Source organism: Psychrobacter sp. CCUG 69069, from assembly GCF_021023115.1.
Classification (GTDB): domain Bacteria; phylum Pseudomonadota; class Gammaproteobacteria; order Pseudomonadales; family Moraxellaceae; genus Psychrobacter; species Psychrobacter namhaensis.
This window is the reverse complement of the sequence record NZ_QQAI01000002.1, coordinates 183,414-209,621: the sequence shown is the minus strand read 5'-3', so window position 1 is coordinate 209,621 and position 26,208 is coordinate 183,414. Positions and strand designations below refer to the sequence as shown.

The following is a 26,208-nucleotide window of genomic DNA, read 5'->3' as shown; positions in this document are numbered from 1 at the left end:
AAATAAGAGAGATTAAGTTATGGAGAGTCCTAAACAGTCAGAAAATGCAACCACTGCTGTCTCAAGCAGTCATTGCCCTAACGAATTGGCGCATTTCCCTGTTATTCATCCCCAGCCCATTCATTGGGGTGAGATGGATGCCTTTAATCATTTAAATAACGTGGTCTATTATCGTTATGCAGAATCAGCACGTATTAGCTATTTGCAGGCACTTGGCATGTTTGATGGCAGTATGGTCACAGTGTTGGCGCAATCAAGTTGCCAATATTTACGCCCAGTGACTTATCCTGATACTTTGTTATTAGGGGTGCGTTGTCAGCGTTTAGGCAATACTAGCATTGTGATGGAGTATGGCTACTATAGCAGCGCCCAAAAAGCCATCGTCGCAACGGCTGAAGCGGTGGTGGTGCGTTTAGACAGTGATGGAAAAAGTAAGCTGCCGTGGACAGAGGATGAACGTGAACGGTTACTGGCATTAGAGGCGACAGTCGAGCACACGCCTAAGGGTTAAAAAGAAGTATTTATCACTTAACAGTATTCACCTAACAATATAAAGGCACGCTAACCTTATGCTAGCGTGCCTTTTTTATGTCAGTGATACTACTAACGCTGGCACTGAATCAGCCAGCGGTTTAAATATTAATCCTGCTTTGGCGCATGAACAAAATCGACCACGTTTAGATCAAAGCCTGATAACGCATAAAACTTCATCGGAGATGATAGTAAGCGCATATCACGTACCCCAAGGTGGCGTAATATTTGTGCGCCCACACCAATACTGCGATACGGCTGCTGTGTAATGGTGGACAGTGATTGATTGTCTGAGGCTTTATCTAGCGCATCGCCCAGATCCACTGGTTGATGACTACCAATCCATACGAGGACACCGCGATCTGACGCGCTAATCTCTTCTAACGCGGATTGCACACTCCAGCCGCTACGGCCTGTCGTATCGTTTTTGGCAGCGAATAAATCGCGCAGCGGATGGAAGCCATGTACACGTACAGTACTGACACCTTCGCTCACATCACCTTTGACCAAGGCCAAATGCGTCTCATCAGCGCCAAACTCACGGAAACGATGCAAGGTAAAGGTGCCATACTCAGTTTCAAAAGGACGGGTCTCAATCTCTTCTACCGTTTGCTCATTGGCAATACGATAGTTAATAAGGTCAGCAATCGTGCCCATTTTGATACCATGCTCTTGTGCAAATACTTCAAGATCATCACGGCGTGCCATCGTACCATCAGCGTTGATGATTTCTACAATCACCGCTGCGGGCTCAAGGCCTGCTAGTCGTGCCAAGTCGCAACCGGCTTCCGTATGACCGGCACGATGTAGGACGCCCCCATTTTGAGCCATGATGGGAAAGATATGCCCAGGCTGCACGATGTCTTCAGGTTTTGCTGAAGAAGAAACCGCAGCTTGAATGGTGCGCGCGCGATCGGCGGCAGAGATACCAGTCGTGACGCCTTCCGCCGCCTCAATGGACACGGTAAAGTTGGTGCTAAATTTTGCTTCATTGCGATCAGACATCAGTGGTAATGCCAACTGCTGGCAACGTGCTTGCGATAAGGTCAAACAGACCAAGCCGCGCGCGTGGGTAATCATAAAGTTGATGTCGTCTGGGCGCACATGGGTCGCTGCCATGATGATGTCGCCTTCGTTTTCGCGGTCTTCATCATCCATCAAGATGACCATTTTACCAGCACGAATGTCTTCGATAATTTCAGGAATCGTATGTAAACTCATAGGTAAGTCTCAATATTTTATTATTTATAGATAGGTGTGATTTGGAATATAAAGCGTTATCTGCCTATTGTAGCAGTAGATGGCAAAAAGCGCTGTTATGGTTAAGCAAAGCGCGTGGTAATGAAAGCAAGCAACTGCCGACGCTCATCGCTCATTACTTGTCTATACCTCTGTGGTGACATTTTAACGCTTTTTACCCAAGCGTGCTGCTTCATCTCTAAACTATAAGGGTTAGACGCTAAAAAATCGTCATAAGTTTTATCAATGATCGGTACAGCTGTCTTAAGCCCCAGTTTTAGCAATCAGTAGTGCTCATTTGTGAATGTTCAACACGTCCTAATACATTAGTCATTACTTGCGGCTTGGTTTTTTAGCCAATTCATAAATTGCTTGCTGTGTTGCTCCCGCTGATTGTCCGCAAATGTGTAAAAGCTTGTCCCTAATAAATTATCAGGTAAGTACGTTTGGGGATAGTAATGATTGGGATAATCGTGTGGGTAGGCATAGCCCTGACCGTAGCCTTGAGTGCGCATGAGCTTGGTCACGCCATTACGCAGATGGAGGGGAACGGGCGATGCGTCTTTTTCTGCCAACGCCATCGCGGCATTAATGGCTTTATAAGTGCTATTGCTTTTGGCGCTGGTGGCAAGATAGACCACCACTTGCCCTAAAATGATACGCGCTTCTGGCATACCAATGGACTGTACACTACGCAATGCGGCATCGGCGAGAAGTAGAGCGTTGGGGTTGGCATTGCCAATATCTTCACTGGCCAAAATCACCAAGCGCCGCGCGATAAAATCAGCAGGCTCACCGCCAACCAGCATCCGCGCCATCCAATATAGCGCAGCATCTGGATCGGAGCCGCGTACGGACTTTATCATGGCCGAGATGATATCGTAATGCTGCTCGCCATCTTTGTCATAGCGAACCAACGCGGTCTGTGCGACGCGGCCGACCAGCTCATTATCAATGACAAGCGGTGAGTGCTGCGCATCAGCGGTTTGCACCGCAAGCTCTAACACATTCAGTGCTTTTCGCGCATCGCCATGAGCCAACTGACTGATGGTATCTTGGGCTTGTAAATCGATTTTCAGTTTTTTAAGCACATTGTCTTCTGATAGTGCTCGTTGTAACACCGCACTGATTTGCTCAGACGTTAACGGTTCGAGACGATACACTTGGCAGCGTGATAACAGCGCATTATTGACGCTAAAGGAAGGGTTTTCAGTGGTCGCGCCTATTAAGGTAATATCGCCAGACTCTACCGCACCCAATAGCGCATCCTGCTGAGCTTTATTAAAACGGTGAATCTCATCGATAAAGACCACAGGAGATTCAAAGCTCAATGAATCTTTATGGTCTAACACCTCACGCAACTGCTTAACCCCAGTATTTAAGGCAGAGAGCGCATGAAAAGGTCTGCCAACCGCGTCAGCCAATAGCATGGCAATGGTTGTTTTACCGATGCCTGCTTCGCCATGCAAAATAATAGAGGGCAAATGTCCTTGTTCGACCAACCGTCGTAGGGGTGCGCCAGCGGCTAAAAGGTGCGTTTGGCCAATGATGGCATCAAGCGTCGTAGGGCGCATACGTTGGGCAAGGGGCGTGTCGGCATGAAAGTTAGGGGGCATAGGACTCTCTATTATGAAATAAAACAGCGCGCCATCATTCTAACAGCGGGGCTTGAGCAGCATTTTTATAAATAAGCTGCCCACTAAGTTTGTTATTTATACTAAAAAACAGATTTTTGGGTCAAAAAAGCGGCACTGGTAAAAACAGAATGGTCAATAATAACATTAGACATCAGTAGGAAAAGTACGCTAATTTGTATCAATCACCATCTCCAATCACGGTTATCAATACTGTACAGGCTAGGCTAACGCAGATTTACGTTATTAAAAATCAGCAAAGTGTACAGCTTATGTCCCAAATATTTTTTATGTAGCAAACACTTTGGTTTTTAAGTTTTATCCCTATTAATGCTCTACTGCTACTACTAAACGTCCTTTAATAAGCGTAACGACTTGCAAACAGTCCATTAAGCATAAGGTGTTTTGTGAATGAAGTCTCAAACGATTTTTAAACGCTTGGCGCATCGTTGTTTACCGTCAAAAGGTGCAAAGCAGCACTCACGGTTACTTAGTGATGGTGAAAAAGCGTTGGCACGTTCGGTGTTCGGTGACAGTATTCACCTTGATGAAGTGCAGCTAAAAACCGCGTGGTGGGTACTGAAAAACTATGCGGTTAGTCCGAATGGCAATATTTACTTTCATCCAGCAGATTGGCTTGTGGATTTTAGCCACGCGTCTCTTAGCAAAAAAAGTTGGCTGATACATGAATTAACCCATGTGTGGCAGTTGCAGCAAGGTATAAAAGTAGTGCGTGGCGCGCTTATTGATCGCCGTTATGACTATGTGCTCGAGACAGGAAAGTCGTTTTTTAAATATGGTGTTGAGCAGCAAGCACGCATGGTACAGGACTATTTTATCCGTCGTCAGCGGGGACAGGACTGTCAAGACTTAGAGGCCTGCATACCGTTTTTAAGGGTAAACGCTGTCGATAAGGCGGTGTCAAACCAATGAGCAATGCGTGGTCGCGATCATTTTAGTGTTTAATAATTTGCCTTAACAAGGATAGCTACTCTCATGTTTAAATTTTCGCCAGCAAAGTCTGCGCTTGACGCTAGCCATAAAGCGAATAAAGGTGTGGTCAATAACCTGCGTCTCAATCAAGCTGCCAGTTTTCGTCAATCACCGACTTGGCTTGCAGTCACACTAACCGGAATACTGTTTTTGACCGGCTGTCAGCAGCAGTCAGACACTCAGCCTGTGCCAGAGGACAGTCAGAGCACGGAAAAAACGAGTGCTGAGGACAGCAAGCCTATGCCGCAAAGTGATTCGGCTGCAGCGCGTATTGAGCAGTTTCAGCCTTTATACGTCGCGCAAGTACAAGGATTACAGCGCCGTCTACAAGCAGAGTATGAATCGCTGCAAGCCGCTGATGCGTCAGACAGTGAGAATTTGTTGTTAACAACTGAGGCCACTGTCGATGCTGATAGTAGCAATTCGGAGCAGGTGGCGGAAATAGCGCCCGCGAATGCAGAAGAGGCTGTTGCTACAGACAGTGACGCTAACGCTGCTCCTGAGGTTGATATCAATACCAGTACGGAAGTTGGAGAGCGTGATTTAACTGTATTAAAGCGTATTAGCCTAGAGCCGCGCAAACCCATTATGCGAACGGAAGATCAAATTATTGATCGCTACCAGCAAGCAATGGAAGCGCTCTATCAACCGGTGACGACCCCGCTTAGTGCAGAAGATGTCGACACCTTGCTTAATATCGCGACATTAGTGCCGCAACTGTTTGAACATGCAGAAATTGCTGGACGGGTGAGTGCCAAGAGTCCTGCGTTGGCACGGCTGATTATTCAGCATCAAGTCTGGGAGCAAATACAGGCTCAGCAAGTGATTGATATGCAGCAGATGAAAGTAGATCAACAAAAAGAGTTTGAAGCGCTTATGGCAAAATTTAACGACACGATTGAAGACTATGATGAGCAAATCGCTAAATATGAGCAGACGTTAAGAACGTTTCAATAGTTCATCAAGATAAAGCTTGGACCAGCCACAGTTGAATAGAAACTGTGTTTGAGCAAAGACTATGATGGTCAAAGCGCTAAAGCATTAAAAATCAGACAATAAAAAATCCCGCACATTGGCGGGATTTTTTATTAAGCGAGGATTATTTTTGCTTATTTACGATCTTCAGTTTTTACAAAATCGCGACGCGTTTCACCAGTGTATAGCTGACGTGGGCGACCGATTTTGAACGGTGCACTGTGCATCTCCAACCAATGGCTGATCCAACCAGACGTACGGGCTAGTGAGAAGATTACCGTAAACATTGACGTTGGAATACCGATGGCTTTTAGGATGATGCCAGAGTAAAAATCAACGTTTGGATACAAGTTACGCTCGATGAAGAACGGATCTTCTAAAGCGATTTTTTCAAGTTCCATCGCAAGTTCAAGCTTAGGATCATTGATGCCGAGAGCAGCGAGTACTTCGTCACAAGTTTCTTTCATGACTTGAGCACGTGGATCAAAGTTCTTATAAACACGGTGACCAAAGCCCATGAGCTTCACTTCGCGGCTCTTCACTTTTTCCATGAACTCAGGCACATTTTCAACAGAGCCGATTTCATCTAGCATCTCAAGAACGGCTTCGTTAGCGCCGCCATGTGATGGTCCCCAAAGGGCTGCGATACCAGCAGCGATACAAGCGTAAGGGTTGGCGCCAGTAGAGCCCGCTAGGCGGACAGTAGACGTTGATGCGTTTTGCTCATGGTCAGCGTGCAAGGTGAAGATTTTATCCATTGCGCGGGTGATGACATCGTTGGTCTTGTAATCCACATCAGCAGGCGTCGCAAACATCATGTATAAGAAGTTTTCAGCATAGCTAAAGTCATTGCGTGGGTACATGAACGGTTCGCCCTGTGAGTATTTATAACTCATCGCAGCAAGCGTTGGCATCTTAGCAATTAGACGAATAGCAGTGATTTCACGATGCTCTTCGTTACTCACATCTAGGTCTTCATGATAAAACGCGGATAAGGCACCAACGACACCAACCATAATCGCCATTGGATGCGCATCACGGCGGAAGCCTTCAAAGAACTTACGCAGTTGGTCATGAACACCAGTATGCTTACGGATTTTTTCAAAAAAGTCTGCTTTTTGCTCACTGTTAGGCAGGTCACCATGAATCAGCGCATAAGCAACTTCTAGATATTCAGCATTGTTTGCTAGCTGATCGATAGGGTAGCCACGGTGTAGTAACTCGCCTTTACCGCCATCAATGTAGGTAATCTTTGATTCAACAGGAGCCGTTACTTTAAAACCAGGGTCATAAGACCAAAATCCTGAATCTTGTAAAGCAGCAATATCGATAACTGGGCGCCCTAAAGTACCTTTAATAATAGGAAGTTCGTACGCTTCCCCATTTACGGTTAGTTTGGCATTAGTGTCAGCCATAAATTGCTCTCCATTGGTTTTAGCTTGTTAGAATAAAATTGCTATAGACGCATACCCTCGCGTCAGCATTCGTCAAATGGTCAAAAAGTGTTTAACACATTTGATACGCAGGGTATATTAGCAGTAATTCCTTATGATTTGAAAAGACTTTTCATCACAATGCCGCTTATTGGCACGGTTTAGTCGTGTTTATTCACTGTAATTTTTGTATCAAAATATGTCTGTTTGGTTATTTTACTAAAAAACCTGCTTTTTGTAGCAGTAAGTGAGACTACATTATTGAGGGTGTCTTTGAAGGATTTTCCCAGAATAAGAAGACAGTTTTTACGAAAATGTGTGGCAAAAACAGACAGAGCATGAGTAGCGGACAAAACAAATAGGGGGTAAATTCTAGCAATCCTAAGGGTTTTTAGGCCCGCAGGCTTGCCTATTTCTATTTATTTGTTGACTCAGTGTTTGTCTTTTACTACTTAAGGGATAAATTTGTAATTATCGTCCAGTCATTTTATAATTAGAGGCACTTAACTGGCACTAGCTTTGTGCGAATTGATAAGTGGTCATGATATAGTGTCGTTTAGAGCCTTCACTATTCGTACTGGGTTACGACTCAATGATGTCTTGATAGATAAAAACCTTTATTTCAGGTTCGAATGTTCTTGTTAACTGTTCTATTTTTAAGTACTTAGCCTAAGGTTGATGTCGATACAGATGACAGCGTAACGTTATCTTTTTTGATATCACCAGTAAAAATAGACTAGTTAATCGATCTTACTCATGTTTATTTTCTTTGTTGTATAATAGATGGGTTGTTTTATTGACCTGTCAATTTGACGAGCAATATTAAACAGTTTATCAATACTCTGTATCCCCTGATCGTTTCTTCATATTTAGCGCAAACTAAACGAAGTCAGCTAGCTCTTCCTTACTTTATTCGTCTCGTGTGTTGCTCAATGCTTAATTGACACCATTGATATTAAGCGTTGATAGCAGATACAGGAGTATAACCGCAAAAAGGATGCCCGCTGTGAAAAGCAACCGACCTATTGATCTGCCTCTAAGCCAAGTGATTAGCGTTAACCGATCACCGATTGCGATCGCCTCAATTCTGCATCGTATCTCTGGCATTATTTTATTTTTATTGATTCCTGTCATGTTGTGGTTACTACAAAACTCATTGGCATCGCCTGAGAGTTTTGCAACCGTATTTGACAACGTACTTGTGCGCTTTTTAGCATGGATTTTTGTTGCAGCGATTGCTTATCACTTTGTGATGGGTATCAAGCACTTATTTGCTGATATGGGCATGACTGAAGAGCTAAAATCTGGCCGCGCTGCCTCTATGGCCAGTTTTGTGATTTCAGCGATACTAATTGTCGCGTCATTTGTATGGGTGATGTTCTAATGATTAAAAATGATTCAGGAATCAAAAGTGCGACTGGTCTGACAGGCTCAGGCTCACGCGATTGGATTGTCCAGCGCATTAGTGCTGTCGTTTTAGCCGTTTATAGTGTGGTGTTGCTGGGTTTCTTTTTGACCCATGGTGATGTCACTTATCTTGAGTGGGCATCGTTTATGACCAGTCTGCCAATGCGTCTGTTTAGCTTAGTGGCTGTACTGGCATTAGCTGGTCACGCTTGGGTTGGTATGTGGACGGTATTTACCGATTACATTACGTCTGGCAAGATGGGTGAAAGCGCACCAAGACTACGTTTGGTGCTACAGACCTTAATGATTATCGCCGTCTTAGTGTTTCTATTTTGGGGCATCATGATTTTTTGGGGTACAGGCTTCAGTGTCGTTGCTATTTAACGAGTTGACTACCCTAAACGTGATACTTTTATCTTTTTAATGACCGACTGTTAAGTCCGCTTTATTTATGGCTTAGGTCTTTAAATGCAGTTGGTCAACAGTCATATAAGATTCATCCGATCGTGCTGGGTAATAGATTCACCACAACATCATGATGAATATGCAAATTTTAGTAAGTGGTTGCAGGTTGTCTGAATAAGAACAGTTAAGCTGTGTGGGTGGTAGCAGCCGTACGTCGCTACGTTAGCAGAAAGACTGGTTTAGGCAACTCTTGTATTTACTTCACAGGCATTAGGAAAACCGTAATGGCAACAAGACAAGATAATACCATTAGCAATATCAAAACCCTCAACTATGATGCTGTCATCGTTGGTGGTGGCGGCTCAGGTATGCGTGCTTCACTACATTTGGCTGAAGCGGGCATGAAGGTTGCAGTCCTGACCAAAGTATTCCCAACGCGTTCGCACACCGTCGCAGCTCAGGGTGGTATCGGTGCAAGTTTGGGTAATATGAGCAATGATAACTGGCACTTTCACTTTTATGACACTGTTAAAGGGTCAGATTGGTTAGGTGACCAAGACGCCATTGAATATATGTGCCGTGAAGCGCCAAAAGTGGTCTATGAGCTTGAGCACATGGGCATGCCGTTTGACCGCAATGAAGATGGGACGATTTATCAGCGTCCGTTTGGTGGTCACACGTCAAACTATGGCGAAAAAGCCGTACAACGTGCTTGCGCTGCTGCTGACCGTACTGGCCATGCACTCTTACATACGCTATATCAAAAGAACCTTGAGCAAGGTACTGAGTTCTTTATCGAGTGGATTGCACTTGATTTGATCAAAGACGAAGCTGGTAACATCAATGGCGTTGTGGCGATTGAGCAAGAAACGGGTACGATTGCTGTGTTCCAGTCGCCGATCACTGTCCTAGCGACAGGTGGTGCAGGTCGTATCTTTGCTGCCTCTACCAACGCTTATATTAATACTGGTGACGGTATTGGTATGGCGGTTCGCGCAGGGATTCCATTGCAAGATATGGAGTTCTGGCAGTTCCATCCTACGGGTGTTCACGGAGCTGGCGTCCTATTAACGGAAGGGTGCCGCGGTGAAGGCGCGATCTTACGTAATAAAGATGGCGAAGCTTTCATGGAGCGTTATGCGCCAACGGTAAAAGACTTGGCACCACGTGATTTGGTTTCACGTTCTATGGACCAAGAAATTAAAGAAGGCCGTGGTTGTGGTCCTAATGCCGATCATATCGTAATGGATATGACCCATTTAGGGGTAGAGACCATCATGAAGCGCCTGCCATCAGTATTTGAGATTGGTAAAAACTTTGCCAATGTCGATATCACAAAAGAGCCTATCCCTGTTATTCCAACCATTCATTATATGATGGGCGGTATTCCAACGACGATTCATGGCCAAGTGGTTGTGCCAAATCTAGAAGCTGGCACTGATGAAGACGGGTTGTATGCAGAAGGAACGGTCATCAAAGGACTTTATGCTATTGGTGAGTGTGCTTGCGTGAGTGTTCACGGTGCCAACCGTTTAGGTACCAACTCACTGCTGGATTTATTGGTGTTTGGCCGCGCGGCTGGTAAACACATCGTTGATGAATTCCACCATGCGGATCATAACTACAAGCCCCTAGATCCTCGCGTACTTGATTTTACCGTGCGCCGTTTAGACAAGCTGCAGCAGTCAACTGAAGGCTACAATGCGCAAGACGTCGCAGACGAGATCCGTGCGACCATGCAGGCACATGCTAGTGTGTTCCGTACGCAAGCGATGATGGACGAAGGCGTTGAGAAGATTTTAGCGCTGGGTGAAAAAATCGAAAAAATCCACTTGGCAGATAAATCACAAGTGTTTAACACAGCACGTATTGAAGCTTTTGAAGTTGCTAACTTATATGAAGTAGCAAAAGCGACAATGATCTCTGCCGCGAAGCGTCATGAAAGCCGCGGCGCTCATAGTGTGTCTGATTACGATCGCCCAGAAGATGACGACTATGCACCAAATGGCCGTAATGATCACGATTGGATGAAGCATACCTTATGGTATTCTGAAGGCAACAAGATTATTTATAAGCCAGTTCGCAAAGTGCCATTGACTGTTGATTATATCGAGCCAAAAGTTCGCGTCTATTAATTCTAGACTGTACGCCTGATATATAAGACAGCGTAAACGTTTTATCCCTAATTAATTTATTAAAAAGGTGACCGCCAGCTACATGCTCATGCCAGCGCTTTTAGACTACTCATCAGTATTTGGTACTGGTTATCAGTATTGATGGATAGTCAGCGTCACTATGTTGCAATCTTTGTATGCCCGCCATCACCTACGTGTGGAGTTTAGCATTATGAGCCGAGGTACTCGCACCATCGAAATCTATCGCTACGATCCTGATCTGGACGCAGCGCCACGCATGCAAACGTATACGATTGAGCTTCTTGAGTCAGATCGTATGTTGCTTGACGTGTTATTACGCCTAAAAAAGGAAGATGAAACACTCACTTTCCGTCGCTCTTGCCGTGAAGGCATCTGTGGTTCTGATGGCATGAACATCAATGGTAAAAATGGTTTGGCATGTCTAATCAACATGAATACCTTGCCAGAAAAGGTAACCGTGCGTCCCCTGCCGGGTTTGCCAGTGGTTCGTGATTTGGTTGTCGACATGAACCAATTCTATGAGCAGTATGAAAAAGTACATCCGTACTTAATCAATGATCAGCCAGCACCGCCAACCGAGCGTTTGCAATCACCTGAACAGCGTGAAAAGCTAAACGGTCTGTACGAATGTATTTTGTGTGCATGTTGTTCAACCAGCTGCCCATCGTTCTGGTGGAACCCTGATAAATTCTTAGGTCCATCAGCGCTATTGCATGCTTATCGCTTCGTTGCTGATAGCCGTGATGGCGACACGCAAGCGCGCTTGGCTCGTTTAGACGATCCGTTTAGTTTGTTCCGTTGCCGCGGTATCATGAACTGTGTATCAGTTTGTCCAAAAGGCTTGAACCCAACCAAAGCAATTGGCCATCTACGCAGCCTGCTTATTGATCAAGCGGGTTAATCGTTTATAGTTGCAGCATTTTTTGCAGATACTATATAAAAACACCACCTAGTGATTGGGTGGTGTTTTTTATTAGCAAAATTTTAAGAGGGTTCAAATCTTTTCATTCGCTTGGGGCAGGGTTTATAGATGAAAACAATGCCCAGTAGCGTAGGTAATGCTGTACTAACAATACGTTGGTCGTATGTAAGAACACATGATATATGATCAAGCAAGCGATATACTTGCATGAGAAAATATGATTCACCAAGAGATATTGACCACGTTAAATGTTAGAATACCGCCCAGTTATGCGAACGCGATACTTTGATGACTCAGTCCTTGTTATTGAACGAAATAACAGCACCAAAATAGCCAAGTGTGTGATAATGCGATTAGAATGATAGTAGATATTCATTACGTAAATACCTAGTATTGAACAAACAAACTATGGCACAAAAGCTAGGCGTGCTATTCTATACAGCAATGTATGCTTGACTAAAAAGTAGTAATGTCTCAGAAATGACAAAGAATTTCAGCAAAAATAGCCAATTTATAGGCTAGCTGACATCGTTGCTCATTTGCTCATAACGCATTATGAATAACTTGGTTATGACTGACGGTAGTATATATAAATTAATGTTGTGAAACGAGTCTGACTAGAAAACTGAACGTTCACAAATAGCAGTATTTTTTGTAGAAGTATGGCAATAACGCTTACTGAATACGGTTCAGCATAATTTATTATCGTAGTCAGTTATCGATAGAAGTAAGCCCTTTTTATCGAATAGTGATTAATAGTACCGGTCAACATACAACAGATTACTCAAGAATAAGCACGATTCCATTCATTTATCTATCAAATAGACGATTATTATGAATAGTATAACTAAAGAAGCCGCGAGCCTAGGACATACAGAGTTGGCTGCTGATAACGCCAGCTATGTAGAAGCTCTTTATGAGCAATACTTAAACGATCCTAATAGCGTTGATACAGATTGGCAAGCGTATTTTGAACAGTACAAATCGCCAAACGATGCTCAGCATAATGCTATTAAAGACCAGTTTTTATTGCTTGCCCGTAACCAGACCGCCAATAAGGGTGGTGTGCAAAATACGGACGCCACTGTTAGCCATGCCGCTGACTGTGCTGATCCCAAGCAAATGGGCGTACAACAGCTAATATCCGCCTATCGTCGCCGTGGTCACCGCCGCGCCCAGCTGGATCCGTTAGATCTACATCCACGGGCAGAAGTGGAAGATTTGACCCTTGCTTATCATAATCTCTCAGAAGCCGACCTTGATACCGTGTTTCCGACCAATGATTTAAATATTGGTAAGGATGAAGCGCCGTTACGTGAAATTATCGAAATCATGGAGCGGGTATACTGCCGTCATATTGGCGTCGAGTACATGCACGTCACCACCAGCACCGAAAAACGCTGGATGGAAAAGTATCTAGAAAGCAATTTAGGGTATATCAAGTTTGATAAAGAAAAACGTTTATCTATTCTAGAGCGTCTCACAGCAGCAGAAGGCTTAGAGAAATATCTGGCGCGTAAGTACACAGGTGTTAAGCGTTTTGGTCTAGAGGGTGGCGAAAGCTTTATCCCTGCTATCAATGAAATCATTCAACGTGCTGGCGGTTATGGTACCAAAGAGATGGTCATTGGTATGGCCCACCGTGGACGCCTCAACCTGTTGGTAAATATTTTAGGCAAAAATCCAGCGGATTTGTTTGATGAGTTCGACGGTAAAGTACAGCCAGAAAAAGGCTCAGGCGATGTAAAATACCATAACGGTTTTTCGTCTAATGTGATGACACCAGGCGGTGAGGTGCATTTAGCGTTGGCATTTAACCCATCACATCTTGAGATTGTCGCTCCCGTATTGCAGGGGTCAGTGCGCGCACGTCAGGTTCGTCGTAATGATGATCGTTTAATGGACAAGACTGATGGCAATTCAGTATTGCCAATCGTCATTCATGGCGATGCCGCCTTTGCTGGTCAAGGCGTGGTTCAAGAAACTTTCCAGATGTCACAAACCCGCGCTTATACCACAGGCGGTACGGTACATATTGTTATTAACAACCAAGTTGGCTTTACCACCAGCCGTCAAGACGATGCTCGTTCAACTGAGTACTGTACTGATGTGGCAAAAATGGTTCACGCCCCTATCTTGCATGTAAACAGTGATGACCCTGAGTCCGTCGTGTTCGCCGCTCAATTGGCGTTAGACTACCGTCATGAGTTTGGTAAAGATATTATTATTGATCTGTTCTGTTATCGCCGTAATGGCCATAACGAAGCGGATGAGCCATCAGCGACTCAGCCCCTAATGTATGCGGTCATTAAAAAATTACCGACTGCCCGCACTATCTACGCACAAAAGCTTATTGAAGATGGTGTATTGAATGCAGAAGAAGAAAAACGGTACGAAGATGAATATCGCGAATCGTTAGACCGCGGTGATTATGTGGCCAATTCGCTAGTCAGTGAGCCTAATGAAGCCCTGTTTGTCGATTGGAAGCCTTATCTAGGTCATGATTTAGTCGATGAATGGGATACCAGTGTCGATATCGAGACGCTAAAAGGTTATGGACGTCGTATGGCGGAAATGCCAGAAGGCTATAAGCTGCAACGTCAAGTCCAGAAGATGGTAGAGCAGCGTTTGGCCATGCAAACTGGCGAAGAGCCTTTAAACTGGGGTGCAGCTGAAACGTTAGCTTATGCGTCACTCGTAGATAACGATGAGGTGCTAGTACGTATTACTGGTGAAGATGTCGGCCGTGGTACGTTCTCACATCGTCATAGTGAAATCTACAATGTGAATGATGGCAGCATGTATGTGCCATTGGCTCATATGAGTGAGACGCAAGCGCGCTTTGCGACTTATAACTCATTGTTGTCAGAAGAAGCGGTGTTAGCCTTTGAATATGGTTATGCCACCACAGTACCAAACGCATTGATCGTTTGGGAAGCGCAGTTTGGTGACTTTGTTAACGGCGCACAGGTAGTTATTGACCAGTTTATCTCAAGTGGCGAAACCAAATGGCAACGTGTTTGTGGTCTGACCATGCTATTGCCACATGGCTTTGAAGGTCAAGGTCCTGAGCATTCTTCTGCCCGTCTTGAGCGCTTCTTACAGCTGTGTGCTGAAGACAATATGCAAGTGATTACGCCAACCACGCCGGCGCAAATTTATCATGCCCTGCGTCGTCAAGCGGTACGCCCAATTCGTAAACCGTTGATTGTTATGTCACCGAAGAGCTTGTTACGTCATAAATTGGCAACATCGAATCTAGAAGAATTGGCTAACGGTAAATTTGAAACCGTGTTGCCAGAGATGGATGAGCACAACGCAGACAAAGTAACTCGCATGGTGCTATGTGGCGGTAAAGTTTATTATGATTTATTGGAGCAGCGTCGTGCCTTAGGTTTAGACCATGTCGCTATCGTTCGTATCGAGCAGCTCTATCCGTTGCCAGAGAAGCGTTTGATTGCTGAGATTGAGAAATACAGTAACTTAGCTGAGATCGTCTGGACGCAAGAAGAGCCGCTGAACCAAGGCGCTTGGTATTATTTGGCACCGCACATGTTCCGTATCGTCGTACCGCATCCAACCAAGGCAAAAGTCATGGAGCCGGTGGCACGTCCTCCTAGTGCAGCACCTGCGACAGGCTCACCAAAACTACACGCACAGCAGCAGCAAGCGTTGATCGCTGGTGGTCTTGGCATTAGTGTCGATGAGTTGTCTAAGTAACAGGCTATACAAGATAAATGAATCAGGCGATGACAGTCAGTATCCTTTAACCATCTAAGAATGACCCCTTAAAATGGTACTGACTGCCTATCACGACTTAATAATATACATATGAATATCCAAATCTAAGGAGTATATCGATGGCTGATATCAAAGCCCCCGTTTTTCCAGAATCGGTTGCCGATGGCACGATCGTTGAATGGCATGTCACTGAAGGTCAACAAGTAAATCGTGATGACCTATTGGCTGAAATTGAAACTGATAAAGTTGTATTAGAAGTGGTTGCACCGGATGATGGTGTCGTGACCAAAATCGTTAAGCAAGTTGATGATACGGTTTTGTCTGATGAGCTTATCGCTGAATTTGAAGCGGGTGCCAGCGCCAGTGCAGATTCTGCGCCTGCTGTAGATCCAGACCAACCAGCAGCGCCTGTACAAGCAAAACAAGCAGCCGATGGTGGCGAGCCTGTACAAGCAACAGATAAAAAAGACGAAGCCGATCACAAAGATCAAAGCCCAGCAGTACGTAAAGCGGCGAAAGAAAGCGGCGTAGATCCTAAAGAAGTTGAAGGTAGCGGTCGCGGTGGTCGTGTCACTAAGACTGATATGGCAAACCCAACATTGAAAGCGGACAGTAGCATTAAGTCTGATAGCGGCCGCCCAGTGGCTGAATCAATGGGTGAGCGTACTGAAAAACGTGTACCAATGACTCGTCTGCGTAAGCGTGTTGCTGAGCGTTTATTGTCAGCGTCACAAGATACAGCGATGTTAACAACGTTTAACGAAGTTAACATGAAGCCATTGATGGACATGCGTGCTAAGTATAAAGAGCAGTTTGAGAAGCGTCATGGCGTCCGTCTAGGCTTTATGTCATTGTTTGTGAAAGCGGCGACAGAAGCACTAAAACGCTTCCCAGCAGTGAATGCTTCACTAGACGGCGATGACATTGTTTATCATGGTTTTTATGACATCGGTGTTGCCGTATCATCAGATCGCGGCTTAGTAGTTCCTGTATTGCGTGATACCGATCGCATGAGCATGGCAGATGTCGAAAGCCGTATCCGTGAGCTTGGTGGCTTGGCGCAAAAAGGCAAGCTTGGACTAGAAGATATGACTGGTGGCACATTCACCATTTCAAACGGCGGTGTATTTGGCTCATTGATGTCAACGCCTATCTTGAATCCACCCCAAACGGCTATTCTAGGGATGCATGCTATCAATGACCGCCCAATGGCAGTCGATGGTAAAGTTGAAATCTTACCAATGATGTATCTTGCACTCTCTTATGACCATCGTATGATTGATGGTAAAGAAGCCGTACAGTTCCTAGTAACGATCAAAGAGCTGGTTGAAGATCCAGCCATGTTACTACTAGACCTGTAAGCTGTTAAGCTTGTATTGGCAATCGCTGATACAAGCTTTTTAACTTTGGTATAGGTGTGAGTTCTAGCCATTTAACAGTCAATGAGTTAGTTGGCGTATTAAATTAATTTGGTCACTGTTGTGGGTAGTCATTTTTGAATGAAAAAGCGTCTCTTGCTAAGGTAGTGTATTAACTACTAACTGCAGAGATTATCTATTCATGAATGAGACAAACCTCAGTGTCAATAATAAGTAAAATTTGAAATAGGAACGTACTATGAAAGACAATTATGATCTAGTCGTCATCGGCGGCGGTCCTGGTGGTTATGAAGCGGCTATCCGTGCAGGTCAGTTGGGTATGAGCGTTGCTTGTATCGAAAAACGTGTTTATAAAGGCGAGCCTGCACTTGGCGGTACTTGTTTGAACGTTGGCTGTATCCCATCAAAAGCCCTACTTGACAGCTCGCATCGTTATGAAGCGACTAAGCATGACCTTGCTGAACATGGTATCAGCACAGGCGATGTCGCCATTGATATCGAGCAGATGATTGCGCGTAAAGAAGGTATTGTTAAGCAATTGACTGGCGGCGTTGCAGCGTTATTAAAAGGCAATGGCGTTGACTGGCTACAAGGCTGGGGCACATTGGTTGACGGTAAAGGCACTGACAAAAAAGTGAAGTTTACCGCTCTAGAAGACGAAAGCGAAACCACCATCACTGCTAAAAACGTGATTTTAGCGGCAGGTTCTGTACCAATCGAGATTCCTGTGGCCAAAACTGACGGCGATCGCATCGTTGACTCTACAGGCGCGCTTGATTTCACAGAAGTACCTAAGCGTTTAGGCGTGATCGGTGCGGGCGTGATCGGTCTTGAGCTTGGTTCAGTATGGCGTCGTTTAGGGGCGGAAGTTGTTGTATATGAAGCGCTTCCAAGCTTCTTGGCCGCCGCTGACAAAGACATCTCAAAAGAAGCTGGCAAAATGCTGAAAAAGCAAGGTCTCGATATCCGTGTCGATACCAAAGTCACCAACGCTGAAGTCAAAGGCGATCAAGTGGTTGTCACTAGCGAAAATAAAGGTGAGTCGAGCGAGGAGAGCTTTGATAAGCTGATCGTTTGTGTTGGCCGCCGTGCTTATTCTGAAAAACTGCTTGGCGATGACAGTGGTATCACGTTGACTGAACGTGGTCTTATCGATGTGAATGATCAATGCAAAACCAACCTTGATGGTGTTTACGCCATTGGTGATTTGGTACGTGGTCCGATGCTTGCGCATAAAGCGATGGAAGAGGGCATGATGGCGGTGGAACGTATTCATGGCGAAAAAGCCCAAGTGAATTATGATACGATCATCAACGTTATCTATACGCATCCAGAGATTGCATGGGTTGGTTTGACTGAGCAAGAAGCTAGCGATGCTGGCTATGAAGTTAAAACAGGCTCGTTTAACTTAGCGGCTAACGGCCGTGCACTCGCTCAAAGCGAAGCGCAAGGTTCTATCAAAGTCGTTGCCGATGCCAAGACAGATCGCCTATTAGGTATGCACGCTATCTCTGCGGGCGCAGGTGACATCGTCCATCAAGGTATGATCGCGATGGAGTTTGTCTCTAGTATCGAAGATTTACAGCTTATGACGTTTGCCCATCCAACCATTTCAGAAGCCGTGCATGAAGCCGCACTATCTGCAGATGGCCGTGCTATTCACGCCATCCAGCGTAAAAAGCGTAAGAAATAAGTAGTTATTGTAATAAGTACCGACTTATAACCTGATCGTAGCGTCGCTATCAAAGTCATCGCTACGGTCATAAGTGCGCCAGATGTATAGCTAGCATGTATAGACGGCGCATTTGTTTTCACTTTTTATTAATTGTAAAAAATAAAGGATACAATCAATGAATTTACATGAGTATCAAGCAAAAGAGCTATTAAAAAGCTACGGATTGCCTATTCAAGAAGGCATCATTGCCCATAATGGCGACGAAGCTGCAGCGGCTTTTGATAAAACGCCAACTGATATTGCGGTTATCAAAGCGCAAGTACATGCAGGTGGTCGTGGTAAAGCTGGTGGTGTAAAACTGGTTAAAACTCGTGAAGAAGCGAAGCAAGTTGCTGAAGAGCTTATCGGTACTAACCTAGTAACTTTCCAAACTGACGCTGATGGTCAGCCAGTGAACTTTGTGTTGGTTGCAGAAGATATGTACCCAGTACAAACTGAGCTGTATCTTGGCGCAGTGGTTGATCGGGCGACTCGTCGCGTGACTTTCATGGCATCGACTGAAGGTGGTGTGGATATCGAAGAAGTGGCGCACAACACGCCAGAAAAAATCTTTAAAGTAAATGTTGATCCTTTAGTTGGTTTGATGCCTTTCCAAGCGCGTGATGTCGCGTTCAAACTAGGCTTAGAAGGCAAGCAAATCAACCAGTTCGTTAAATTGATGACTGGCGCTTATAAAGCCTTTGTCGAAAACGACTTTGCGCTAATGGAAATCAACCCACTAGCGGTTCGTGAAAATGGCGAGATTGTTTGTGTTGATGGCAAAATCGGTATCGACTCAAACGCCCTTTATCGTCTGCCAAAAATCGCAGCGCTACAAGACAAGACCCAAGAAAATGAGCGTGAGCTTAAAGCGGCTGAGTTTGACCTAAACTACGTTGCTCTAGAAGGTAACATCGGTTGTATGGTAAACGGCGCTGGTCTTGCAATGGCGACGATGGACATCATCAAATTGTACGGCGGCAAGCCTGCTAACTTCTTGGACGTTGGCGGCGGGGCAACTAAAGATCGCGTTGTTGAAGCGTTCAAAATTATCTTAGAAGACAGCAGCGTTGAAGGCGTTCTTATCAACATCTTCGGTGGTATCGTACGTTGTGACATGATTGCAGAAGCCATTATTGCTGCTATCAAAGAAGTTGACGTAAAAGTACCTGTTGTTGTCCGTTTAGAAGGTAACAACGCTGAGAAAGGCGCGCAAATTCTAGAAGAGTCTGGTCTGAAATTGATTTCAGCTCAAGGCTTGTCTGATGCGGCTCAAAAAATTGTCGATGCTGTTAAAGCGTAAATCTATAAAAATAGTTGCTTAAGCCTAGTAGTCAAAGCGTAATAGCAACTTTTTGGCAAAAAATGAATCGTCATTCATAAATGATCGATACGCCATCAAGTTGCTATCACAAGACAACCGAATAAAGGAAAAAATAATGAGTGTATTAATCGATAAAGATACCAAAGTATTGGTACAAGGTTTCACTGGTAAAAACGGTACGTTCCATTCTGAACAAGCCATCGAATACGGTACCAAAGTTGTTGGCGGTGTGACCCCAGGTAAAGGCGGTCAAACGCACCTAGGTCTGCCAGTGTTCAACACTATGAGTGAGGCCATGGAAGCCACTCAAGCTGACGCTTCAGTTATCTATGTACCAGCACCATTTGTACTAGACTCTATCGTTGAAGCAATCGATGCAGGCGTCAAATTGATCGTTGTGATCACTGAGGGCGTACCTACTCTCGATATGCTAAAAGCCAAACGCTATCTTGAAGCTGCAGGCGACGTGCGTCTTGTTGGTCCTAACTGCCCAGGTGTTATCACGCCAGGCGAATGCAAAATCGGCATCATGCCAGGCCACATCCATCAGCCAGGTAAAGTGGGTATCATCTCACGCTCTGGTACATTGACGTATGAAGCCGTTGCACAAACCACTAAGCTTGGCTTTGGTCAGTCTACTTGTATCGGTATCGGTGGTGATCCTATCCCTGGCATGAACCAGATCGACGCGTTAAAATTGTTCCAAGACGATCCACAAACCGAAGCGATTATCTTAATCGGTGAGATCGGTGGTACGGCTGAAGAGGAAGCTGCTGCTTACATCAAAGATCATGTCACTAAGCCAGTGGTTGGTTATATCGCAGGTGTCACTGCTCCAGAAGGTAAGCGTATGGGCCATGCTGGCGCGATCATTTCTGGTGGTCAAGGTACTGCTGAAGAAAAATTCAAAGCCTTTGAAGATGCAGGTATTGCATACACGCGTGACCCATCTAAGCTTGGCGACAAGCTAAAAGAAGTGACAGGCTGGTAAGATAGGCAAAAGCCGATTAACTACCAAAACTCTATTGAAATATTAAGAAGGCACCTCTACAATGGGGTGTCTTTTTTTGTACTGAAAATAATATTATGAAAAACAAGATATTAGTTACTGGTGGCGCAGGCTATATTGGCTCCCACACCTGTATCGCATTGCATGAAGCAGGATATGATATCGTAGTCTACGATAACTTATCTAATAGTAGCCGTGAAGCGATCAACCGTGTCTCTACTCTGATTGGACAGCCTATCTCCTTCATCAAAGGGGATATCCGCGATACAGAGTCATTGAAACAAGTGTTTTCTACCCATAATTTCTTTGGTGTCATACACTTTGCAGGGTTAAAGGCCGTTGGCGAATCAGTAGCCAAGCCGCTGCTTTACTATAACAATAATGTCAGTGGTACCATTAATTTATTAGAAGTCATGGCAGCTCATAATGTCAAAAACCTCGTTTTTTCTTCCTCCGCTACGGTCTACGGCGATCCTGATACCTTGCCTATCGATGAGACTGCCCCGCGTTCTTGTACCAATCCTTACGGGCAAAGCAAACTTGCAGTCGAGCATATCTTAGAAGACCTAGCAGTCTCCGATGATGAGTGGAATTTAATTGCTCTCAGATACTTTAATCCAGTAGGTGCGCACCCCTCAGGGCAGATTGGTGAAGACCCTAATGATATCCCGAACAATTTAATGCCTTATATCTCCCAAGTAGCCGTTGGTAAACTTGATAAGCTCAGTATCTTCGGTAATGATTATTCTACTGTAGATGGAACCGGTGTCCGTGACTTTATTCATGTTACTGATTTGGCTCAAGGTCATGTGGCTGCGTTGAATTATCTAGAGCAAGCAAGAAGTCCAGAAAAAAACAATATAGATAAAACCAGTGTAAATAAAAAAGGCTCAGTAGGTTTCTTACCGATTAACCTAGGAACTGGCAAAGGCACCTCTGTACTAGAGTTATTGCAGGTATTTACTGAAGTGACTGGCAAGCCTATTCCTTATCAGTTTGTCGATCGCCGTGCAGGTGATATTGCCAGCTGTTATGCCAGTGCTGATAAAGCGAAAACATTATTAGGGTGGCAAGCAAATCTCTCTATTACTGATATGTGTCAAGATACTTGGCGTTGGCAGAGTATGAATCCGAATGGTTATGCCACTATTTAGTATAGCTTTATAAGATATAAACTTATCTCACTATTACTTTAAAACAGCCTAAACACTATGAAAAAAATCACGCACGCTGTCATCCCCGTCGCAGGCTTTGGCACCCGTATGTTGCCACTGTCTAAATCAGTGCCCAAAGAGCTGCTGCCATTAGGCAATCGTCCTGCCATACACTATGTGGTTGAAGAGGCGATTGCTGCTGGTATTAAGCACATTGTCTTGGTCGGTCACGCGCAAAAAAGCGCGATTGAAAACTACTTTGATGTCAATGCTGAGCTGGATAACCAGCTGCGTCATAAAGGCAAAAACGAGCTGGCGGGTAGTTTAAATTGGCTACCAGATGATGTGACGGTGTCCATGATACGTCAAGGTAAAGCGTTAGGTTTAGGGCATGCGGTGCTGGCAGCGCGCCCCATCATTGGTGAGCATGACTTTGCCGTGCTATTACCGGATGTGGTACTCGATCCATTTACGACCGATGCTGCGACCGATAATTTGGCCTTTATGATTGAGGCTTTTCATAAAGACAACCATTCACAAATATTGGTGGATAAAGTAGCAGATGAGGATGTCCATAAATACGGTATTGCCAAGCTGAGCGGTGCTAGCGATGTGGATGACCAAGCGGATGTGAATGTCAGCTTTAAAGTGGCAGGCTTTGTCGAAAAGCCCAGCTTAGCAGAGGCACCCTCAAAGCTGGCAGTGGTAGGGCGCTATGTGTTTAGCAACCAGATCTTTGATTATTTGGCCAATACGACTGCCTCAGTCGGCGGCGAGATACAGCTCACCGATGCCATTGATGCACTGATTAGTAAGTATGGCGTAAACGTAACAACCATGCGCGGTGATAGCTATGATGCAGGTGATATGCGCTCTTATATGCAAGCCTTTATTTACTTTGCCGAGCAGCAATTAGCGGATGAAGAGTAGCTGATGGATGAGTTAAAGGATAACAAAAAAGGATTTATCAGCGCTCGCAGCTCTAAACACTGGCAGCAATTACAAATGCTGGCTAAGCAGCAATGGTCACTGGCCTCCTTGTTCGCACAAGACGCCAATCGTGCTACGCGCTTTAGTACGCAGGCAGGCGCGCTCTATATGGACTATAGTAAACAGTGTATCGATGAGCAGGTACTAGACACTCTGTTGCAGCTAGCTGTGAGCTGTGAGCTGTCAGTGCGGGTTGAGGCGCTTATGCAAGGCGCTATGGTAAATACCAGTGAGCAGCGTGCGGCGCTCCATACGGCGCTGCGTCTACCAGACACAGCAACCCTGAAGGTCGAGGGTCAAGATGTAGTGGCTGACGTGCATCATAGCTTGGCGCAGGTAGCAAGATTGTCCGAGCGTGTTCGTCATGGTACGTGGCGTGGATTTTCAGGTAAAGCCGTTACGGATGTGGTGAACATTGGAGTTGGTGGCTCTGACCTTGGACCGCTCATGGCGACTAGGGCCCTAGATGAATGGGCGGATACAGAGATTGAGGTGCATTTTGTTTCTAACATGGATGGCACCCAGCTTGATAACCTGCTCAGATATCTCAATCCTGAGACGACCTTATTTATTATCTCATCCAAGTCTTTTGGTACGGTGGATACGTTATCCAATGCTAAGACAGCATTATCCTGGTTGCTTGCTACTGCCAAGCTGCGGGCGGGTACTGAAGACAGCGTATTACGTCGGCACTTCATTGGTATTTCGGCCAATAGTGAAAAAATGAATGCGTGGGGTATTCATCCTGAGCATCAGTTGCAGCTTTGGGAGTGGGTCGGTGGTCGCTTTTCTTTATGGTCAGCGATTGGACTGGCGATTGCCATTCGGATTGGCATGCCTAGGTTCAAGGAGCTATTAAGCGGTGCTCACAGTATGGATGAGCATTTTGCTAAGGCCGATTTTGCAGAGAACTTACCCGTGCTTTTGGGTTTACTTGCCGTATGGAACAGTACCTTTTTACAGGTGAATGCTCATACCGTGTTGCCTTATGATGGCCGTTTAAGCTATTTACCGAGCTACTTAACCCAGCTTGAGATGGAGAGTAACGGTAAGTCGGTTACCCAGCATGGCAATCACATTGACTACGATACTTGCCCAATTCTGTGGGGTGAGATTGGCTCAAACGCCCAGCATGCCTTTTATCAACTGCTACACCAAGGCACACAGCAGGTTTCTTGTGATTTTATCGCTTGTGTACGCCGTTATAGTGATAAGGTACCAAACGCGCCATTACAGCAGCAACATGAATTGTCCTTAGCCAACTGTCTGGCACAAAGCCGAGTATTGGCCTTTGGTAATACTGCCGTTGCAGATATCGCTTGTGCTAAAGCGGATTCTGAGGCAGACAAGTATAAGTACTACCGAGGTAATCAGCCGTCAACCACATTACTGATCGATGAGCTCACCCCGCATAGTTTAGGGGCGCTGATTGCGCTTTATGAGCATAAGGTGTATGTCATGGCCAGTGTCTGGGATATCAATCCATTTGATCAATGGGGCGTTGAGATGGGCAAACAAATGGCGGAGTCTGTGCATGATGCCATGCAGTATGAGGTTGACGAAGGACGGTTTGATACCTCCACCGATCAGTTGCTACGGCACATTAAACGGCTCTCCTAGTGGTGATGCTGAGTAGTGATGCTGATACGTGAATAATATTAAAAGGTAACCGCATGAGCGCTGATGTCACAGACAAACAAAACGACGAATCTAAAGCGAATCCGCTTAACAACTCTATTATGAACGCTAGCGTCTGCGTACTCGTCGGACATAGTATTGAAGCCATTACCAGTGCGGTCGTACTGGCAAGCTTGGGTCAGCGTATTCATTTGTATGCAGATAGCGCTTTGTTAAAGCAACAGATACAGCAGTATGGCTTTGAGCATCATTTACAAGCACTATGGCAAATGTACGAGCAACAGCATATTATTGTTAGTCACGCGTTGCCAGATAATGCCGACAAGCTCATACAGCGCTATGAAAAGCCAAATTGTGATAACAGCGGTGATGTTGACGAAAATAGTGATAGTGATGAGCCGCAAACCGTTGCGCTGTACTGGTTATTTTTAAACAGTATTCAGTCAGTATGGACGGAAGATAGCTGGGTTACTGCTTTTAACCACAGTCATCAGCAAGCAACACCGCTAATTATGAGCGGTATTGAGCAGCTGGGCCGTGTCACAGCACTGGCTCAGCGCCTGCAGCGTGCGTGGGTATACTATATACCATTTGTATTCCTACAAGATGGCGATGCTTATAGCTCGATGTTAAACCCTTCATTGTGGTTACTTGGTGAAAAAACAGCGGACAGTAGCCAGCACTTAGAGGTATTGAAGCCTATCATGCAGCATGCGCGCGCTGCTCATTACACTGATATCGCCACGATAGAGTTTGCTCGTAGTAGTATTATGGCGATGCTGGCGACGCGCGTGAGCTTTATGAACGAGATGTCACGTTTGGCGGATAGCCAACAGGTGGATATCAAGCAAGTGAGCCATATCATGGGCTTAGATGAGCGGGTGGGCAGCAGTTACCTACAAGCGGGTTGGGGGTTTGGTGGTAACACGCTACCGACTGAGTTGTCTAAACTACAGCAATCAAGCGCCTCTCACAGTTTAGACATGCCGCTATTGCACTCGATTATGCACATCAATGAAGACCAAAAAGAGCTGATATTCCGTAAGTTTTGGCAGTATTTTAATGGTTTTATTGACAACAGAACAGTGATGATCTGGGGTGGTAGTTATAAGACAGGCTCAGGGCGTACGGCGGGCTCCGCCATTCATCCATTATTAGCGTTATTATGGTCTTATAATATTCGTACTTTGGTTTATAGTGATAAAGCACAACCTGAACTTGCAGCGCTCTATCCGCAGCAACCCCTGCTTGAATTGATTGCCAGCCCTTACCAGCAGCTTAATGAGGCGCAGGCCATTTTTATTATGAGCTGGGCACCACAAGAGCAGTTGGATATTGCAAAAATCAATCAGCAAGCGATGCCAATATTTGATGCGAGAAATGCGTTGACGCGGCGGCAAATTAATCACCTAGTAGGCGACTATATGGGGATTGGTCGGTCTAAATAATCCCGTCAAACCCTGCTTTGATTGAGAAAGGCTCGCTAATAACCGTTAGCGAGCCTTTTTTATTTGCAACTAAACATAGCCGTTTAATAATTTAGTTAGCCAATTCATCTTAAAAA

At 45.1% G+C, this 26,208-nt stretch carries 19 protein-coding genes; 16 read left to right on the top strand and 3 right to left on the bottom strand.

The genetic code is table 11. The features are described from left to right. Positions 1-19 precede the first annotated feature (19 nt). A complete protein-coding gene (locus tag DVY93_RS02790) occupies positions 20-511 on the top strand; it encodes an acyl-CoA thioesterase (RefSeq protein WP_230708912.1) in 492 nt (163 codons plus the stop codon). Between the two features lie 128 nt (positions 512-639). Here DVY93_RS02790 and ribBA read toward each other — a convergent pair whose 3' ends face one another. Both ribBA and DVY93_RS02780 read right to left on the bottom strand, forming a co-directional pair. Next, the gene (ribBA, locus tag DVY93_RS02785; RefSeq protein WP_230708910.1) at positions 640-1,752 is read right to left on the bottom strand and encodes a bifunctional 3,4-dihydroxy-2-butanone-4-phosphate synthase/GTP cyclohydrolase II; all 1,113 of its coding nucleotides are present in this window, start codon (positions 1,750-1,752) and stop codon (positions 640-642) included. 344 nt (positions 1,753-2,096) lie between these two features. Then, positions 2,097-3,386 (bottom strand): replication-associated recombination protein A, encoded by a 1,290-nt coding sequence (locus DVY93_RS02780; protein ID WP_230708900.1) that lies wholly within the window; start codon positions 3,384-3,386, stop codon positions 2,097-2,099. A 429-nt stretch (positions 3,387-3,815) separates the two neighbouring features. Between DVY93_RS02780 and DVY93_RS02775 the strand changes: the two genes are divergently transcribed. Both DVY93_RS02775 and DVY93_RS02770 read left to right on the top strand, forming a co-directional pair. Continuing rightward, on the top strand, positions 3,816-4,337 hold the full coding sequence (locus DVY93_RS02775; RefSeq protein ID WP_230708898.1) for a type IV secretion protein Rhs: 522 nt from the start codon (positions 3,816-3,818) through the stop codon (positions 4,335-4,337). Positions 4,338-4,400: 63 nt separating this feature from the next. Continuing rightward, on the top strand, positions 4,401-5,354 hold the full coding sequence (locus DVY93_RS02770) for a hypothetical protein (protein ID WP_230708896.1): 954 nt from the start codon (positions 4,401-4,403) through the stop codon (positions 5,352-5,354). Positions 5,355-5,506: 152 nt separating this feature from the next. Here DVY93_RS02770 and gltA read toward each other — a convergent pair whose 3' ends face one another. After that, positions 5,507-6,787 carry a citrate synthase gene (gltA, locus tag DVY93_RS02765; protein WP_230708894.1) on the bottom strand — a complete coding sequence of 427 codons (1,281 nt, stop codon included), beginning with the start codon at positions 6,785-6,787 and terminating at the stop codon, positions 5,507-5,509. A 1,015-nt stretch (positions 6,788-7,802) separates the two neighbouring features. On the opposite strand from gltA, the gene sdhC reads away from it, so the two are divergent. The 13 genes from sdhC (at position 7,803) to DVY93_RS02700 (ending at position 26,092) form a co-directional block, all read left to right on the top strand. After that, the gene (sdhC, locus tag DVY93_RS02760) at positions 7,803-8,189 is read left to right on the top strand and encodes a succinate dehydrogenase, cytochrome b556 subunit (RefSeq protein ID WP_193005824.1); all 387 of its coding nucleotides are present in this window, start codon (positions 7,803-7,805) and stop codon (positions 8,187-8,189) included. Between the two features lie 2 nt (positions 8,190-8,191). Further along, positions 8,192-8,596: a succinate dehydrogenase, hydrophobic membrane anchor protein gene (gene sdhD / locus DVY93_RS02755; protein ID WP_227670216.1), complete on the top strand. Its 405-nt coding sequence runs from the start codon at positions 8,192-8,194 to the stop codon at positions 8,594-8,596. Positions 8,597-8,901: 305 nt separating this feature from the next. Further along, positions 8,902-10,752: a succinate dehydrogenase flavoprotein subunit gene (gene sdhA / locus DVY93_RS02750; protein WP_193005826.1), complete on the top strand. Its 1,851-nt coding sequence runs from the start codon at positions 8,902-8,904 to the stop codon at positions 10,750-10,752. A gap of 211 nt (positions 10,753-10,963) precedes the next feature. After that, a complete protein-coding gene (locus DVY93_RS02745) occupies positions 10,964-11,674 on the top strand; it encodes a succinate dehydrogenase iron-sulfur subunit (RefSeq protein ID WP_193005827.1) in 711 nt (236 codons plus the stop codon). 855 nt (positions 11,675-12,529) lie between these two features. Then, a complete protein-coding gene (locus DVY93_RS02740) occupies positions 12,530-15,415 on the top strand; it encodes a 2-oxoglutarate dehydrogenase E1 component (protein ID WP_230708892.1) in 2,886 nt (961 codons plus the stop codon). A gap of 140 nt (positions 15,416-15,555) precedes the next feature. After that, positions 15,556-16,797 carry a 2-oxoglutarate dehydrogenase complex dihydrolipoyllysine-residue succinyltransferase gene (gene odhB / locus DVY93_RS02735; RefSeq protein WP_198334573.1) on the top strand — a complete coding sequence of 414 codons (1,242 nt, stop codon included), beginning with the start codon at positions 15,556-15,558 and terminating at the stop codon, positions 16,795-16,797. Between the two features lie 256 nt (positions 16,798-17,053). Continuing rightward, a complete protein-coding gene (lpdA, locus tag DVY93_RS02730; protein WP_230708890.1) occupies positions 17,054-18,508 on the top strand; it encodes a dihydrolipoyl dehydrogenase in 1,455 nt (484 codons plus the stop codon). A gap of 157 nt (positions 18,509-18,665) precedes the next feature. Then, positions 18,666-19,832 carry an ADP-forming succinate--CoA ligase subunit beta gene (sucC, locus tag DVY93_RS02725; protein ID WP_193005831.1) on the top strand — a complete coding sequence of 389 codons (1,167 nt, stop codon included), beginning with the start codon at positions 18,666-18,668 and terminating at the stop codon, positions 19,830-19,832. Positions 19,833-19,968: 136 nt separating this feature from the next. Beyond that, on the top strand, positions 19,969-20,844 hold the full coding sequence (gene sucD, locus DVY93_RS02720) for a succinate--CoA ligase subunit alpha (protein ID WP_198334571.1): 876 nt from the start codon (positions 19,969-19,971) through the stop codon (positions 20,842-20,844). Positions 20,845-20,939: 95 nt separating this feature from the next. Next, entirely contained in the window at positions 20,940-22,016 is a 1,077-nt protein-coding gene (gene galE, locus DVY93_RS02715) for a UDP-glucose 4-epimerase GalE (RefSeq protein WP_230708888.1), read from the top strand. 57 nt (positions 22,017-22,073) lie between these two features. Then, positions 22,074-22,946: a UTP--glucose-1-phosphate uridylyltransferase gene (locus DVY93_RS02710; RefSeq protein ID WP_230708886.1), complete on the top strand. Its 873-nt coding sequence runs from the start codon at positions 22,074-22,076 to the stop codon at positions 22,944-22,946. 3 nt (positions 22,947-22,949) lie between these two features. Next, complete coding sequence (pgi, locus tag DVY93_RS02705; protein ID WP_230708884.1) at positions 22,950-24,626, top strand: glucose-6-phosphate isomerase; 1,677 nt, start codon at positions 22,950-22,952, stop codon at positions 24,624-24,626. 53 nt (positions 24,627-24,679) lie between these two features. Continuing rightward, positions 24,680-26,092, top strand: a complete 1,413-nt coding sequence (locus tag DVY93_RS02700) for a UDP-glucose/GDP-mannose dehydrogenase family protein (protein ID WP_230708882.1) — start codon at positions 24,680-24,682, stop codon at positions 26,090-26,092. Positions 26,093-26,208: the final 116 nt, after the last annotated feature.